We start from the raw sequence: 16306 nt of genomic DNA on the forward strand, positions 1-16306 counted from the left end.
GATTTTTCACGAATGTCCGAACTGAAAAACGGCCTGACCTATGCCGCGTCGGGCGTCGATATCGATGCCGGCGAGGCGCTGGTCGATGCCATCAAGCCTTTGGCCAAGTCGACGCGCCGTCCCGGCGCCGAGGCCAGCCTGGGCGGGTTCGGCGCTCTGTTCGACCTGAAGGCTGCCGGTTATGACGATCCGCTGATCGTCACCACCACCGACGGCGTCGGTACCAAGCTCAAGATCGCCATCGAAACCCATCGCCACGACACGGTCGGCATCGACCTGGTCGCCATGTGTGTCAACGACCTGCTGGCCCAGGGCGCGGAACCGCTGATGTTCCTCGACTACTACGCCACCTCGAAGCTTGAGGTCGATGTCGCCCGCCGGGTCGTCGCCGGAATCGCCGAAGGTTGCAAGCGCGCCGGCTGCGCCCTGGTCGGCGGTGAGACTGCCGAAATGCCCGGCATGTACGGCGACAGCGATTACGACCTGGCCGGTTTCTCGGTCGGCGCGGTCAATCGTGACGGCGTGTTGCCGAAACTGGATGACCAGCGCGAGGGCGACCTGATCATCGGCCTGGCTTCGTCGGGCCCCCACTCCAACGGCTATTCGTTGATCCGCAAGGTCGTCGAGGTCGCCGGTTTGACCTGGTCGTCGCCGGCGCCGTTCGCCAAGGACCTGTCCCTGGCCCAGGCCCTGCTGGAGCCGACGCGGATCTATATCAAGTCGGTCTTGCCTTTGATGAAGGCCGGTTTGATCAAGGGCGGCGCCCATATCACCGGCGGCGGTTTGATCGAAAACCCCGACCGGGCCGTGCGCGACTTCCTGACGGCGCAGTTCGATTTCGACGGCTGGAATTTTCCGCCGGTGTTCGAATGGCTGATGCAGGCAGGCGGAATCGACAAGCACGAGATGCTGCGGACCTTCAACTGCGGCGTCGGGTTCGTGCTGTATGTCAGCCCGAAGAACGCCGATGCGGTGCTGTCGGCCTTGCTGGACGCCGGCGAGGACGCGTTCATCTGCGGCCAGTTGGCGGCGGTTGAAGGCAAGTAGGATTTACCACGGATGGCACTGAAATGCCGCTGTGCGGCAGCCTTCCGTGGTTAAACCCTTACTGTCATTTCCACTTCACAATCGGTTGAAAATTCAAACAAAGTTCGTGCCAGTTCGTGCCGTTCGTGGTTAGACTTCGACCTGACTCACATGCCCGATATCTGGTTCTACCACCTCGAAACGACACCTTTGGACCAGGCCCTGCCGGACCTGCTGGAGAAGGTCGCCCAGAAGGGTTGGCGCGCCTACGTCCATGGCCATGAGGATGACAAGATTACGGCGCTGAATGACCGTCTGTGGACCTACCGGCCGGACTCGTTCCTGGCCCATGGCCGCGAAGGCGACGACCTGGAAGGACACCAGCCCGTCCTGCTCGGCACCTCGGGGCGGATGGCCAACAAACCCCAGGTCTATCTGTCGGTTGCACCGGTGGATTTACCGGATGTTAGCGGTTTGGAGCGCTGTCTGATTGTGTTCGATGGCAATGACTCCGAGCATTTGAACTGGGCGCGGGGACAGTGGAAAACGCTGAAGGCGGCCGGGAGCGACCTGGCCTACTGGAAGCAGAACGACCGGGGACGATGGGAGAAGGTGCAATGAATCCAAGACTTACAATTCCCCTCCTGACCTTAAGCCTGAGCGCCATTATCCTGGCTGCCTGTGGTTCCGGCTCGGAAATTCCGCCGCCGAAGACGGCGCCGGCATCCAATCCCGGCTATACGCCGCCCACCCGGGTTGAGCCGTCCACCCCAGCCCCGAGTGCCCCGTCGGCGCCCCAGTTCAAGCCGGTGGCCAACGACCAGTGCGGCGCCGGCGATTTGCAATACCTGATCGGCAAGCCCCGCACCGAGATTCCGGTGCCTCTGCATCCCGGCAAGCGCCGGGTGGTCTGTTCGACCTGTGCCGTGACCATGGACTATTCCGCTGATCGTCAGACCATTGTGTTCGATACCGACACCGGTTTGATCCAGTCGGTGAAATGCGGCTAGTTTACCTGATGCGCTTCGAGGATTAGTCTCTACAACGCCAGGTCGCAGCGATTCGTTATAAGGCGAAGTTTGGGCCGGGATGAGGTACAGGGAATGAGTAAACGGCTTATAGAGGATAACCGGCCCGCCGAGATCCTTCTTGTCGATGACAATCGGGGTGATGCGCTTCTGGCGCAGCATGCCTTGCGGGAAGCCAGTTTCGCCACAAATCTGACGGTCGCCCAAACGGGTGAGATCGCTATGGCAATTTTACGCGGCGATGGCGATCATTCCGGCAAGCGGTTGCCGGACCTGATCCTCCTGGATCTGCAACTGCCCCAGATGAGCGGACTCGACGTGCTGACGGCCATCAAGGCCGGTGAACGTACGAAACACATTCCGGTGATTGTGATGTCGAACTCCGGCGCCGGGCGTAATGTGATTACCAGCTACCGGCTACACGCCAATGCTTACGTGGTGAAGCCGCTGGATATTACCAAGTACAGAGAGGCGATCGCCTTGATGGAACAGTTCTTTTTTGTGTTGGCCACCCTGGCCGAAGCCGAAAGCTGACGGGGCGCGCTATGGAAGACGGAGAAAAGCCCATGCAGGCATGCCGCGAAGTATCGGCCCCGGTCCAGATGGATGCCGCCGAGGAATTCAAGGATTTCGCCTATATCGTCTCGCACGATCTGGCGGGTCCGGTCCGATCGATGGTCGGGTTCTCGCAATTGTTGATGGAAAAGGTCAAGATCGGGCCGACCGAAGAAGACCGGCTGCATCTGGAGCTGATCATCGAGAGTGGTCAGAAACTCAATGATATGATCCAGGGGCTGCTTGCGTTCTCACGGTTGAACACCGTGGTGCGGACGCCCGAACCGGTCGACCTGGAGATCATCCTGGCGCGTTGTCATATGGAACTTCAGGCCAAGCTGGATGCGACCGGCGGTCAGTTGATCTATCCGCCCATGCCGACGGTAAGCGCCGATCCGTCACGGATGTTCACGCTGTTTCACGCGTTGATCGACAATGCTATCCGCTTCCGCAAGCATGGCATTGCCCCGGATGTGCGGGTGTCGGTGACGGAATGCCCCAACCGGTGGGATTTCTCGGTTGAGGACAACGGTATCGGCATCGATCCGATGTTCTACGATGATGTTTTCCGGCCTTTGCGCAAACTGCATACGGATGACGCCTATCCCGGTGTCGGAATGGGATTGACGCTGGCGCGCAAGATCGTGTTGCAGCACGGCGGCAATATCTGGATCGAGCCGTCGCCCCTGGGCGGAACGGCGGTCTGTTTCAGCGTGGCGCGATAGGCGCGGCATGGGGGCGGACTACAGGGTTCATCTGCCGCGGTTCCGCGACTGTGTGCGGAGTTCTGCGCATCTGGATGTGCTGTACGCGGGATGCCGCTGGGCCGAGGGGCCGGTGTGGTTCCCGATGATGCGATCGCTGGTGTGGAGCGACATCCCCAATGACCGGATGCTGCGGTGGGATGAGACCACCGGCGGGGTCGGTGTGTTCCGGTCACCGACGGGTTATAGCAATGGCAATACGGTGGATCGGCAAGGCCGGCTGGTGACGTGCGAGCATGGCGGACGGCGGGTAACGCGAACCGAGCATGACGGGTCGGTTACGGTGATCGTGGACCGGTTTGATGGCGGCCGATTGAACAGTCCTAATGATGTTGTCGTGAGCTCGGATGGCTCGGTGTGGTTTACCGATCCGACCTATGGGATAGACACGGACTATGAGGGTCATAAGGCCGTGTCGGAGCAGGATGGCAGCCATGTGTACCGGGTTGACCCGCTGGGGCATGTGACGCGGGTTCTGACGGATTTTATCAAGCCGAACGGGCTGGCGTTCTCGCCGGATGAAAAGCGGTTGTATGTGGTCGACAGCGGGCGGACGCATGTTCCGGATGGGCCGCGGCATATCCGGGTCTTCGATGTCGCTGAAGACTGGTCGTTGTCGGGCGGGGATGTGTTTGCCGACAACGGGAACTACGATGGCCTGCGGATAGATAGTGACGGCCGGGTATGGACGAGCGCGACCGAAGCCGTGCATTGCTACGAGCCGGACGGGACGTTGCTGGGTGAGATTTTCATTGGAGAGCCGGTGTCGAATGTCTGCTTCGGCGGCGCCAAGCGGAACCGGTTGTTCATTACCGCGACGACAAGTGTGTATGCGGTGATGTTGGCGGTAAACGGAGCGCGGACGTTTTAGCGCCGGCAAGTGATGGGGTTTGGGGCCTGCGGCCCCACAAAATCTTTCTTTTTCCTTCCCTTGACCTTCGCCCCCTTGAGGGCGAGGTCAAGGGAAGGAAGTAGGAAGACTTGGGGCCGCAGGCCCCAAACCCCATGACTCGACAGCGTTAAACGCCAGCTTCCAGTTTCGCCGCCTCATACACTTCCGCCGCGTCCATCCACTCGGCTTCCATCGCCATCAGCGATTCCTCCAGCTTTGCCTTGTCTTTCCCGTAGCTTACCGCCAATCCCGGATTTTTCACATAAAGCTCGGCGTCGCCCAGTTTCAGGTCCAGCAACTTGATCTGGTTGCCAACGCTCTCGATCTTGCGTTCCAGGTCATCGGCTTTCTTCTTCAGAGGCGCCAGCGCCTGGCGTGCCGCCGCGGCCGCCTTGCGTGCGTCCTTGGAATTGACGGTAACGCCCTTCTCTTTCGCCGTAGCCGCCGCTTCCTCACGGGTCGCCGTCTTGGCACGTTCGATCACCAGCTTGGCATAGTCTTCCAACGAACCGGAATACGGCTTAACCGTTCCATCATTGACCAGCCACAGCTTGTCCGCCACCAGCTCGATCAGTGACCGGTCGTGGGTGATGATCAGCACCGCCCCTTCGTAGTCGTTCAGCGCATCCAGCAAAGCCCGCCGCGAGTCGATATCCAGGTGGTTGGTCGGTTCGTCCAGGATAAGCAGGTGCGGCCCGTCCATGGCCACCATATTCAGCAGCAACCGTGCCCGCTCGCCACCCGACAGGTCCTTGACCTTGGTCTCGACCTTTTCCACGGTCATACCAAATGAGCCCAGACGCGACCGGCGCTTCGACTCGGTATCGTCCGGCCGCGCCCGCCGCATCATCTCCAGAGGCGTGTCCTCCGGATCCATGGCCTCGATCTGATGCTGATGGAACCACGCCACCTGCATCCGCCGGTCACGCCACTGCTCACCATGCCGCTCCGTCAAGGCCCCGGCCAGCAGCTTGGCGAAGGTCGACTTACCCGCCCCGTTCACGCCCAAAACCCCAATACGATCTTCGGGATCCAGACGAATGTTGATGTGACGCAGGATGACCGTATCGCCATAACCGACACTGGCGTCATCCAGTCGCAGGATCGGCGGTGCCAGCTGCTTTTCCGGTGACGGCAGGATAAACCGCGCCACCCGGTCCTCGAGGGTCGCGGCAATGGGCGGCAGCTTTTCCAGCTTTTTCATACGCGACTGCGCCTGGGCGGCCTTGGAGGCCTTGGCGCGGAAACGGTCAACGAAGGCTTGCAGGTGGGCGCGTTCGGCCTCCTGCTTGACCTTGTTAGCGGCATTCAACCGCGCCTTCTCCGCCCTCATGCGCTCGAAGTCGTCGTAGCCGCCGGTATACAGGTCCAGCTTCTGGCCGGCGACATGCACGATGGCGTCGACCGACTCGTTCAACAGGTCGCGGTCGTGCGAAATCATCAGGGCGGCATTGGGGTAACGCTTCAGGCGACCTTCCAGCCACAGGGCGCCTTCTAGGTCGAGATAGTTGGTCGGTTCGTCGAGCAGCAGCAGGTCCGGCTCGGCCAGCAACGCGCCGGCCAGGGCCGCACGCATCCGCCAGCCACCGGAAAAGGCCGAGATCGGCCGGGTCAGGTCCGCCGTCGAAAAGCCAAGACCACTCAGGATTTCCGCCGCGCGCGACGGCGCCCGATCGGCGCCGATGGCATAGAGGTCGTGGTGGATCTCGGCCTGATGCAGCGGATCGGCGGTCTCCAGTTCGGCCAGCAGGCGGGCGCGGCGGGTGTCGATGGCCAGGACGGCGTCGATCAGATGCTGGGGCGACGCGGCGATTTCCTGGTCGACCGAAGCGACGCGCCAGGCCTTGGGCGTGGTGATTTCACCGCCGCCCGGTTGGGCGTGGCCCAGGATCAGTTTGAACAGGGTCGACTTACCGACGCCGTTGAGACCGACCAGACCCGCCTTGGTACCCGGGGTAAGGGTCAGATTGGCGTCGTCAAAAAAACGGCGCCCGTAGGCGTCATAGGTCAGATTGGTGATCTGCAACATAACTTAAAGAACTTGAGAATTAAGGGTTGGCGAACGGATTGGGCATCGCTATAAGCCCGCCCAACGCAAATGCAAAACAAAATGGAACTTTAAATGTCCCGTACCTTCTCGATCATCAAGCCCGACGCCACTCGCCGCAACCTGACGGGCGCCATCAACGCCGTCATCGAAGCCGCTGGCCTGCGTATCGTCGCCCAGCGTCGCGTGAAGCTGACCCAGGCTCAGGCCGAGCAGTTCTACGGCGTCCACAAGGAGCGTTCGTTCTTTGGTGAGTTGGTTTCTCAGATGACTTCGGAACCGGTCGTTGTTCAGGTTCTGGAAGCCGACAACGCCGTGCCGAAGTATCGTGAAGTCATGGGCGCCACCAACCCGGAAAACGCCGCCGAAGGCACCATCCGCAAGCTGTTCGCGCTGAACGTCGGTGAGAACTCGGTGCACGGTTCGGACTCGGACGAGAACGCGGCGATTGAGATCACGCAGTTCTTTACCGAAGAAGAAATCGTCGGCTAACGAACGGGGTGTGGGGGCCGCGCCCCCGCGAAGCCTTCATTTCAAGAAAAAAGCCTCGCCCTTTTGGGGGCGAGGCTTTTTTCTTGAAGGGAAAGACTTGGGGCCGCAGGCCCCAAACCCCGTTAGTTCGCCGGCGCGATCAATTCCTCGGTCAGAGCCGTCATTCCATAAACCTTCCCCAGCACCTCCGTAATCGCGGCGGTCGACACCACCACGGTCCGGTTTAGTTCGGCATCATAGCTGTAGGCACCGCCCAAACCATGGATATTGCTGTCGAACACCGTGCCGATCAACTTGCCGTCCGCATCGATGGCCGGTGAGCCGGAACTGCCGCCGGCGATGTCGTTGGTGGTCGTGAAGTTATAAATCAAGCCGCCATCGACCTTGGCCTGGGCTGCAACGAACCGCGGCGACAGTTGGAACGGCGCCTGACCGGTGGCGCGCTCATATAAGCCTTTCATCACCGTAAAGGACCGAATATCCTGGCCGTTGTAGCTCCAGCCTTCGACCCGGCCGTAGGACAGACGCGGCGTGAAGGTGGCATCCGGCGCGACACTGTCCCCCAAAACACGGAAGCGAACGCGGGCAATCTTTTCGTGGGCAATGCGGGTGGGGGCCACCACCTTGTCTTCCCATTCGGCGCGACGGGCGCGCGCCTCGGCATCCAGATGCAGGGCGTACTGGATCATCGGATCGTCCGACGCCTCGATCGCGGCCAAGCCGCCGTCCCACAGACGCTGGCGCACGGCGACATCGCCCAGTTCGCTGTTGTCGACTAAATAATGGGCCAGTATCTCCGGCGACGCCTTGCCCAGCAACAATTTGGTCTCCGGCGCGTCGACGCCGAGATATTCACGCGACTTGGACAGGGTGAAGCCCAGCAGCAGTTCGTCGAGCGGCTTTTCGACCTTGTACGGTGCCAGTATCTTGTCGCGCAGCCACGGCAGGCGGGAATCGGCAAATTCCGGCAACCGCTCGGCCGATGGTTTTTCACGCTCCTCAGCGGCCCGTACCAGGTAGCGGGCATAGAAGAACAGGCTGGAATGGTGCGGCGCCTGCTCCAGGAAGTACCACGGCAGGAACAGCCGACGGTATTCCCCCTGCGCCGCGTCGATTTCAGCCCAGGGATCACCGATCTCACGCTTGAACGACCCTTTCACGCTCTTGCGCAGCTGCTTTTCCTCAGCCCATTTGGCGGCGAACAATTCGGGTCGGCGCAGGGCCAATTCCTGACCGTAGCCGGCCTTGAAGCCGTTCTCGACGCCGAACAACCAGTCGGTGGCGATGCGCTTGTATTCCGGCCCGCGGTCGGAGAAACTCAGCAACCGGCCGCGCAGTTCCGCCTTCATGGCCATCTGAAGCGGCAGGTAAACGTCGCGCTGGGTTTCCAGTTGCGAGATCGTCAATAGACGGTCGGTCTTGCCCGGGCTGCCGGCGGCGAAGATCGGTTCGCCCTCGACCGGAGCGCGGGTGGTCCATTGCAGATAATCCGGGGTTGCCGCCGGCTTGCCGTCGTCATACAGACGCAGGAAGCCGATATCGAGGGCGTAGCGCGGAAAGTTGAAATTGTCCGGATCGCCGCCGAAGAAAGCCATGGAAAATTCCGGAGCAAAAACAAGGCGCACGTCGGAATATTTGCGATATTGGTACAGCTTGTATTGGCCGCCCTGGTAAAGGGTGACGACCTGGCAGTGGCGCTTGGGGTCATCGCCGCACGCGGCCTGTTCGATGCCGGTAGCCTCGGCGTTCTGAGCCTGGACGAAGTCGTCGCCGGCCAAGCCCTGGGTGGCTTCCTGGACCTGCGCCGTTACGTCGGAAATGCCGGTCAAGATGGCCGCCGCCATGCCGGGACAGACCGCTTCCTCTTCGCGCCGCGCCGTCAGAAAGCCTTGCGCTACATAGTCTTTTTCAGCAGACGACAGTTCCTGGGCGCATTCGATGACGCAATGGTGGTTGGTCAGCATCAGACCGTCCGCCGAGACGACACCGGCGGAACAGCCGGAGCTTAGCCGCGCCGACGACGCCTGGATGTGGCCCAGCCAGGTCTGGTCCAGTTCCAGGCCGTACTCGGCATTGACCTTGTCGAGGGGGAAATTATCGAAGGTCCACATGCCCTCCTCGGCCCGCCCGACAGATGCGCATGCCAAGGCCGCCACCGCAACGGCGCACGACAGGACAGGACGGTTCAAACGAAAACTCATGATCACGGGCTTAGTTTCGCATGAACTGTAACCGAACGAGAGTTATATTTTCGTAAGGTTGGACGTGACGGCCTTCAGGGCAGCCGGATAAAGCTTGTGCTCCTCGACCAGGACGCGCGCCGCCAGCATGTCCGCCGTGTCGCCCGGCAGGACCGGAACCTCGGCCTGGGCGATGATGTCGCCCTCGTCCACTCCCGGCGAAACCCAGTGTACGGTCGCGCCATGACGGTCGTGACCAGCGTCCAGGCAACGTTGATGGGTATGCAAGCCTTTGAATTCCGGCAACAAAGCGGGATGGATGTTGATCATCCGGCCCTGCCATTTTTCGACAAGCCAAGGCGTCAGGACGCGCATGTAACCGGCCAGACAGATGAACTCGACGCCATGTTGTTCCAGCACGGCGTCGATGGCGCGCTCATGCGCCTCGCGATCCTTGCCGTAGAGCTTATGGTCTATGGCGACGGCGGCAATCCCCTGCCCCGCCGCCCATTCCAGCCCGCCGGCCGCCGGGTCGTTGGACACGACCAAGACGAATTGCGCTGGAAAATCAGGCACTTTCGCCGCCTCGACCAGGGCCATCATATTCGAACCGCGCCCCGAAATGAAGGCGGCGCAACGCGTCTTACCGGTCATGCGTCCTCATAGAACTTGGCGACCAGAGCATCCAGGGTGCGGACGCCGAAACCAGTGGCGCCTTCCGGCACGGTCGGGATGCGCTGCTCGTTGGTCCAGGCGGTCGGGGCGATGTCGAGGTGGATCCACGGCACGTTGTTGACGAAGCGCTGCAGGAACAGGGCCGCGGTGATCGAGCCGGCCGGACGGCCGCCGATATTGCGGATATCGGCGATCTTGGAGTCGATCTGCTTCTCGTACTGCGCCGGCAAGGGCATGCGCCAGAAGTTCTCGGAGACCGTCTTGGAGGCTTCATCCAGACGCTGAGCCAGTTCATCGTTGTTACTGAAAACACCGGCATAATCGGTGCCCAGCGCAATGATCATGGCGCCGGTCAGGGTGGCCAGATCAATCATGAACTGCGGCTTGAAGCGGTCCTGGCAGTACCACAGGGCGTCGGCCAGGACGAGCCGGCCTTCGGCGTCGGTATTGATGACTTCGATGGTGGTGCCGGACATGGCCTTGACCACGTCGCCCGGCCGCTGGGCATTGCCGTCCGGCATGTTCTCGACCAGGCCTATGATACCGACCGCATTGACCTTGGCCTTACGCGAAGCCAGGGAAATCATGGTGCCGACGACGGTCGCCGAGCCGCCCATGTCCCACTTCATGTCCTCCATGCCGTCGGCCGGCTTGATCGAGATGCCGCCGGTATCGAAGGTCACGCCCTTGCCGACGAAGGCGACGGGGGTGGCATTTTTGTCCGCGGCGCCGGCCCATTGCATGACCACCAGCTTCGATTCGCGCTCCGAGCCCTGGCCGACGCCGAGCAGGGAATGCATGCCCAACTTCTCCATTTCCGCGATTCCGAGAACCTCGATCTTTAGGCCCGTGCCTTCGAGCGCCTTGACGCGGTCGGCGTAGGATTGCGGATAGAGGACATTGGCCGGTTCGGAGACCAGGTCGCGGGCAAACAGGACGCCGTCGCGGATGGCGGCCAGCGGTGCGAAGGCGGCTTCGGCGGCGGCAACATCGTCGACGACAACAGTGACCGATTTCAGGGTCGGGGCTTTTTCGAGCTTGGCCGGGCCAAAATACTTGTCGAAGCGGTAGGCCGCCAGGTTCAGGGCGAACAGGGCCCGCGCCGAGGTTTCGGCATCGTAGCCGCGGACGTCGAGACTCAAAGCTTCGAAGCCGGCAGCCTTGGTGCCGTGGTACAGGCTGGCGGCGGCGTGCTCCATGGCAGCGGCGTCGAACTTTGACAGGTCGCCGGCGCCGACCACCGCGACGGGGCCGTCAACCGTTGCCAGGACTTGCGTCTTGCCCTTGGCGGCCTTGAAGCCGACAGCGGCCAGGGCAGAGCGAATCGCTTCGCCGTCGATGGCGGCAAAGGCCGGGCTGGCGGCGCCGTCTTCGCCCAGAATATAGGCCTTGGCTGAGCCTGAGGCGGGCGCGTTGCCGAACTGCATGGTCATATCGGACTCCGAATTTTGCGTTTCCCGCCTCATATCCCTTTCGATGTAAAGAGATAAGTCTTTTTGCGAAAATTTTGTGCGCCGCCAACGGAGACTTGTAATTAACCTCTCAAACGGTCAAAAGGAACACCCGACTGAGAGAGAAGACTTCAGACCGTATGCGGACGCTGGATCGCTATATATTCCGTCAGATGATCGTGCCGGTTGCCGGCGCGGTCGCCGCGCTGACGGCCATCGCGCTGATCAGCCAGTCGCTTACGCAGTTCGACCTGGTGGTCGAATACGGCCAGGACGCCTGGACTTTCATCAAGGTCACCCTGCTGTCCATGCCGCTGCTGTCGGGCCTGATCCTTCCGATCGCGCTGTTCGTCGGCACCCTGGTCGCCCTGACCCGACTGCAGGGCGAGCATGAATTTACCGCAGCCTTCGCCAGTGGCATGTCGTTGCGCGAGGCGTCGTCACCGATTATCCGTATCGGCGTCTATTTCCTGCTGTTCAGCCTGGCTTCCAACCTGTTCATGCAACCGTGGTCGGCGCGCCTGATGCGCGAGGAACTTTTCCGGGCCAAGAACGACCTGGTCTCGACCATGGTCAGGGAGGGGGAGTTTTCGACCTCGCCGTCGGGCCTGACCATCTATGTCCAGCGCATCGACCAGAACAGCCTGCTGCGCCAGATCTACATCCGTACCCCCGCTCCCGAAGGTGGCAGCGACCGCACCTATGTCGCTCGCGAAGGCAAGATCACCGAGGTCGACGGCGCGTCCCTGCTGATCCTGCGCCACGGTTCGACCCAGTGGATTTCCAACGGCGAACTGGATCACATCACCTTCGACGAATACAGCATCGACATTTCCCCCTATTTCGCCAGCGACGATTCCCTGACCTTCAAGGAATCGGAGCGCTACCTGCACGAACTGTTCTTCCCCAATCTGAAGCTGCCGGGCGGCGGCGGCAATTACGAGCGCAAGAATGTCGGCAAGCTGGTGGCCGAAGGCCATTCCCGCATCGCGTCCCCGCTCTACAATCTGACCTTCGTGTTGCTGGCCATTGCCGCCGTCCTGGGCGGGGGCTTCAACCGTGGCGGTTACACCCGGCGCATCGCCGTGGCCGCCGGCGTGGCAGTGACTGCCCGTTTGCTGGGGGTGGTGATGCAGACCATCGGCGCCGAGGCGGGCATCCTGAATTTCCTGCAGTACCTGGTGCCGATCATTCCGATCATCCTGTGCCTGCGCGTCATCCACAAGCGTGACCATACCGGGGTCACCATAATCGGCGGCACGACGGCGCCCCATGCGGGTCTGCGCACCTCCAGCGCCGATTTCGGCGCCCCGCGGAGGACCCGGATATGAACCGCGCCGCCATCCTGTCCTGGCTGAGCTATTTCAATCCCTGGCGCGGCAGCCGGCTGGAAACCTATATCCTGCAAACCTGCATCGCCATGTTCTCGTCGGCCCTGCTGGTGGTGTCGGCGCTGATCCTGCTGATCAACTATGTCGAAATCTCGCGCTCGGTGGCGGCGCGCGCCGATCTGGGCGGGCTGGAAGTGCTGCTCATGCTGTTCCAGCGTTCGCCCAGCGCCATCCTGATCCTGCTGCCCTTCGCCTTCCTGTTCGGCGCGCTGTTCGCCTTCGTCAACCTCAACCGCCGCAGCGAACTGATCGCCATGCGCGCCGCCGGAGTCTCGGCCTGGCGTTTCGTGTTGCCGGCGACCCTGTCGGCCTTCGCTTTCGGCATCCTGACCATCGGCGTGCTGAACCCGGTCGCCTCGCACCTTCAGGACGTCTACGAACGCAAGGTCCAGACCGCCGAAGCCTTCACGCCGACCGATCCGACCCAATCCATCTATCTGCGCCAGGGCGACGGTAACCAGCAGGTCGTCATCCGTGCCGATGGCCAGGCCTCGCCGCAACTCGGCCACCTGCGCGGCGTTACCTTCTGGATCTACACCACCGACCGCCGCGGCGCGCCGTCTTTTATCGAACGGGTCGACGCCCGCGAGGCCACGCTGCGCCCCGGCGCCTGGCAGCTCAAGGACGCCTACGAATACACGCTGGACAAGCCGGCGCAGTTCTACAATGTCCTGACCCTGTCCTCGAACCTGGACCCGCAGAAGGCGTTCAAGCGTTACGCCTCGACTCAGTCGGTGCCGTTCTGGCGCCTGCCGGGCCTGATCCGTCAGAACCAGGTGTCGGGCTTCTCGACCACCAGCTACGAGCTGAAGCTGCATCAACTGTTGTCGACGCCGCTGATGTTTGCCGCCATGACGGCGCTGGGGGCTGTGTTCTCGTTGCGTCTGATGCGCCTGGGCGGACTGACCGTGCTGGTCACATCGGGGGTCAGCCTTGGTTTTGTCATTTTCTTCGTTAATCAGTTGTTTGCTTCGATGGGCAAGGCTGACGTCATCCCCGCTGCTCTGGCGGGATGGTCGCCGGCCGTGCTGGCCATGCTGGGGGCCATGACGCTGCTGGTTTATACCGAGGACGGCTGACGTGTCAGACCGGACTGAGTTTGTCGTTTCCAACCGCCGTTTTGTGTTACACAAGAGTCGGGATTCTATTGCGGGCCATGATGAAGCGTAATTCTCTCAAGCTGGGTGTGGGACTGATGTCCCTCATGGCCATCGGCGGCGGTGCGTCCCAGGCGCGCGCCGCGTCCGAGTCGACGGCGGCTGCCGGCACCTCGACCCTGACCCAGCTGTCGTTTGAAATGGCGATGGCCCAGGCCGCCCAGGTCAAGGAACTCCCCGATACCCAACCGGCTGTGCGCCCCAGCACCACCCTGGGCAACGGCGAGGTCGGCCCGGACGGCCTGGTCGAGGGCGCGGCCTATATCGAAGCCGATCAGATCGCCCAGACCGAGGACGAACTGATCATTGCCTATGGCCGCGTCGAGATGCGCCACAAGGGCAAGATCATCCGCGCCGACACGGTCAGCTACAATCCCAATACCGGCGTCACCATCGCCAGCGGTCACACCCAGACCATCAATGCCGACGGCAGCGTCCAGTTCGCCGACTACATTTCGTACGACGACGAGATGCAGTCGGGCGTGTCGGAGAACTTCGCTTCGCTGGGCGCCGACGAGCAGAAGGTGTTCGCCCGCAAGGTCGAGGCGGTCAATCCCGATACCCGCCGGCTGAGCGATGTGGTCTATACGCCGTGCCAGCTCTGCGTCGAAAAAGGCGAGACCCAGGAACCGTCGTGGTCGATCCAGGCCAGCGAGATTACCCAGCGCCGCGACAAGAAGATGGTCTACTACAAGAACGCCATGTTCAAGCTGTCGGGCGTGCCGGTCTTCTATGCGCCCTATATGTGGACGCCCGACCCGGAACTCGAGCGCGCCTCGGGCCTGCTGCCGCCCAAGATCGCCTTCTCGCGCAAGCGCGGCTTCTCGGTGGAACTGCCCTATCTTTGGTCGATCTCACCGTACCAGCACCTGATCATCAGCCCGCAACTGAACGCCGGCGTGGCGCCGCTGCTGAACCTCGACTATCAGCGCCACTTCTATTCGGGCGTGCTGCATGCCCGCTTCGGCTTCACCAATGAATCCTTCTTCGACAACGAAGGCACCAAGATCGGTTCCGAGGATGTGCGCGAATACATCCTGGCCGACGGCCGCTTCAAAATCAACGAGGACTGGCGCTGGAGCTTCACCGCCGAGCACGTCAAGGACGATGCCGAGGAGACGATCCTCGATCGCGCCGGCCATCCGATCGGCAAGGGCCGGTCCTTCGCCAACTTCTTCGAGCGTTACGACATCGAGGACGCCTTCAACCGTAATGAGCGTTACGGCGAGCTGACGGTGGATTCGCGCCAGTTGATCAACCAGGTTAATGTCACGCGCCAGACCTCGAACGCCTACCTGGCCTTCAATGTCCTCAGCTTCCAGAACATGCAGTTCTCGGGCCTGTCGCCGGCCGACCAGCCGATCGCCGTGGATTCGCAGATCTACCCGACCATCGCCCCGATGATCGAGGCGTCGTGGTCGCCGCATCATCGCGTCCTGGGCGGGCAACTGACCCTGTCGCTGAACGCCATCGGACTGAAGCACAAGGAATATCCCGGTGACGACGTCGCCCCGGCGGCAGCCGACGGGTCGTCAGGCTTCGATACGGCGCGGGTCAGCGTCGGGGCCAAATATTACGGCGACATGACCACGAAGAGCGGCATCAAGTGGGCCCCCTTCCTGGAAGCGCGTCACGACAGCTACAAGCTGAGCAACCTCGATTCCAGCGGTCTGGAAGGCGACCTGTCGCGCGGCCTGACCACGGCCGGCGTCAATGTCAGCTATCCGCTGATCAAGCGCTACGACAAGGTGACCGCCATTATCGAGCCGGTGGCACAACTGGCCATATCGCCGGAATTCGAGGACGACGCGCTGCTGCCGACCGAGGACAGCCAGTCGTTCGAATTCGACGCCACCAACCTGTTCATCGCCAACCGCTCGCCGGGCTTCGATGTCTATGAGTCCGGCGCACGCCTGAACCTGGGCTTCAAGACGCGGCTGGTCTTCGACTCCGGCCTGAAGGTCGAGGGTCTGATCGGGCGGACCCTGCGTGATAATCCGGAGACACAATTCCTCAAAACGCGCCGAGTCCAGGGTGTTGATTACACCTACGACCTGTACGGCCTGGGCAACAAGAACTCCGACTGGATCGTCAATGCCAGCTTCGATACCTCCAACGGGTTGTATGGCTACAGCCGTCTGCGCGTCGACAGCCAGGAGACGAAGCTGAGCCAGGGCGAAGTTGGTTTGAGCGTGGTGCGGCCCAATACCCGGGCGACGTTGCGCTATGTCTTCAATGACCTCCTGACCAATCCAAGCGTTGTGCAGAACGGGAAATTGCAGCGGTTCGGCGACAATTACCGCAACATGCAACTGTATGCCCGCCACTTCATCACGCCCAACTGGGGTGTGTCGGCGCGGCTGGACCGCGACATGGTCGAGAACACCTGGCGCCGGTCGACGGTCAGCGTGATCTATCGCAACGATTGCATCTGGTACGAGCTGATCTACCAGAGAAATGATTCCGAAGCCTACCGGTTGCGCGGCAAGCCGTCATCGGCGATATTGTTCCGCCTTAATTTATCCACATTGGGATCATCTGGTGCGGAATTTAACGATGTCCGCTAACTCCACCTGCGAACACCCAAAAAGAATGTACATGCACGTATCTCGGCACCTCCTTCGCTCCGCCCTTCTCACGACGGCCGC

14 protein-coding genes are annotated in these 16306 nt (G+C 61.7%); 10 read left to right on the top strand and 4 right to left on the bottom strand.

What is annotated here, in order from left to right; all coding sequences use genetic code 11:
- The first annotated feature begins 12 nt into the window (after positions 1-12).
- From purM to ABAC460_RS28305, 6 genes are all read left to right on the top strand, one after another.
- Complete coding sequence (purM, locus tag ABAC460_RS28280; protein WP_023451964.1) at positions 13-1047, top strand: phosphoribosylformylglycinamidine cyclo-ligase; 1035 nt, start codon at positions 13-15, stop codon at positions 1045-1047.
- A gap of 150 nt (positions 1048-1197) precedes the next feature.
- Entirely contained in the window at positions 1198-1647 is a 450-nt protein-coding gene (locus ABAC460_RS28285; RefSeq protein WP_023451965.1) for a DNA polymerase III subunit chi, read from the top strand.
- On the top strand, positions 1644-2036 hold the full coding sequence (locus ABAC460_RS50705) for a hypothetical protein (protein WP_023451966.1): 393 nt from the start codon (positions 1644-1646) through the stop codon (positions 2034-2036). The genes ABAC460_RS28285 and ABAC460_RS50705 overlap by 4 nt, the downstream gene beginning before the upstream one ends.
- Before the next feature lie 93 nt (positions 2037-2129).
- Positions 2130-2588: a response regulator gene (locus tag ABAC460_RS28295; protein WP_023451967.1), complete on the top strand. Its 459-nt coding sequence runs from the start codon at positions 2130-2132 to the stop codon at positions 2586-2588.
- A gap of 32 nt (positions 2589-2620) precedes the next feature.
- Positions 2621-3334, top strand: a complete 714-nt coding sequence (locus ABAC460_RS28300; protein ID WP_031236359.1) for a sensor histidine kinase — start codon at positions 2621-2623, stop codon at positions 3332-3334.
- Between the two features lie 52 nt (positions 3335-3386).
- Entirely contained in the window at positions 3387-4244 is an 858-nt protein-coding gene (locus ABAC460_RS28305) for an SMP-30/gluconolactonase/LRE family protein (protein WP_235075753.1), read from the top strand.
- A gap of 148 nt (positions 4245-4392) precedes the next feature.
- Here the strand turns inward: ABAC460_RS28305 and ABAC460_RS28310 are convergent, their stop codons facing one another.
- Positions 4393-6294 carry an ABC-F family ATP-binding cassette domain-containing protein gene (locus ABAC460_RS28310; RefSeq protein ID WP_023451970.1) on the bottom strand — a complete coding sequence of 634 codons (1902 nt, stop codon included), beginning with the start codon at positions 6292-6294 and terminating at the stop codon, positions 4393-4395.
- A 93-nt stretch (positions 6295-6387) separates the two neighbouring features.
- Here ABAC460_RS28310 and ndk point away from each other — a divergent pair, with 93 nt between their 5' ends.
- Positions 6388-6804, top strand: coding sequence for a nucleoside-diphosphate kinase (gene ndk, locus ABAC460_RS28315; protein WP_023451971.1), 417 nt, complete (start codon positions 6388-6390; stop codon positions 6802-6804).
- 122 nt (positions 6805-6926) lie between these two features.
- Here the strand turns inward: ndk and ABAC460_RS28320 are convergent, their stop codons facing one another.
- The 3 genes from ABAC460_RS28320 to ABAC460_RS28330 are packed head-to-tail and all read right to left on the bottom strand — an operon-like array spanning position 6927 to position 11092.
- Positions 6927-8993, bottom strand: coding sequence for a S46 family peptidase (locus tag ABAC460_RS28320; RefSeq protein ID WP_235075754.1), 2067 nt, complete (start codon positions 8991-8993; stop codon positions 6927-6929).
- Between the two features lie 54 nt (positions 8994-9047).
- Entirely contained in the window at positions 9048-9638 is a 591-nt protein-coding gene (gene purN, locus ABAC460_RS28325) for a phosphoribosylglycinamide formyltransferase (RefSeq protein WP_023451973.1), read from the bottom strand.
- A complete protein-coding gene (locus ABAC460_RS28330; RefSeq protein ID WP_023451974.1) occupies positions 9635-11092 on the bottom strand; it encodes a leucyl aminopeptidase in 1458 nt (485 codons plus the stop codon). The genes purN and ABAC460_RS28330 overlap by 4 nt, the downstream gene beginning before the upstream one ends.
- 158 nt (positions 11093-11250) lie before the next feature.
- On the opposite strand from ABAC460_RS28330, the gene ABAC460_RS28335 reads away from it, so the two are divergent.
- The 3 genes from ABAC460_RS28335 to ABAC460_RS28345 all read left to right on the top strand — a co-directional run bounded on the left by ABAC460_RS28335 (position 11251) and on the right by ABAC460_RS28345 (position 16225).
- Positions 11251-12441 (top strand): LptF/LptG family permease, encoded by a 1191-nt coding sequence (locus tag ABAC460_RS28335; RefSeq protein ID WP_023451975.1) that lies wholly within the window; start codon positions 11251-11253, stop codon positions 12439-12441.
- Positions 12438-13580 carry an LptF/LptG family permease gene (locus ABAC460_RS28340; protein WP_023451976.1) on the top strand — a complete coding sequence of 381 codons (1143 nt, stop codon included), beginning with the start codon at positions 12438-12440 and terminating at the stop codon, positions 13578-13580. Before ABAC460_RS28335 ends, ABAC460_RS28340 begins: the two co-directional genes overlap by 4 nt.
- 80 nt (positions 13581-13660) lie before the next feature.
- Positions 13661-16225 (top strand): LPS-assembly protein LptD, encoded by a 2565-nt coding sequence (locus tag ABAC460_RS28345; RefSeq protein ID WP_235075755.1) that lies wholly within the window; start codon positions 13661-13663, stop codon positions 16223-16225.
- Positions 16226-16306: the final 81 nt, after the last annotated feature.

The sequence above is a fragment of the Asticcacaulis sp. AC460 genome (assembly GCF_000495795.1).
Classification (GTDB): domain Bacteria; phylum Pseudomonadota; class Alphaproteobacteria; order Caulobacterales; family Caulobacteraceae; genus Asticcacaulis.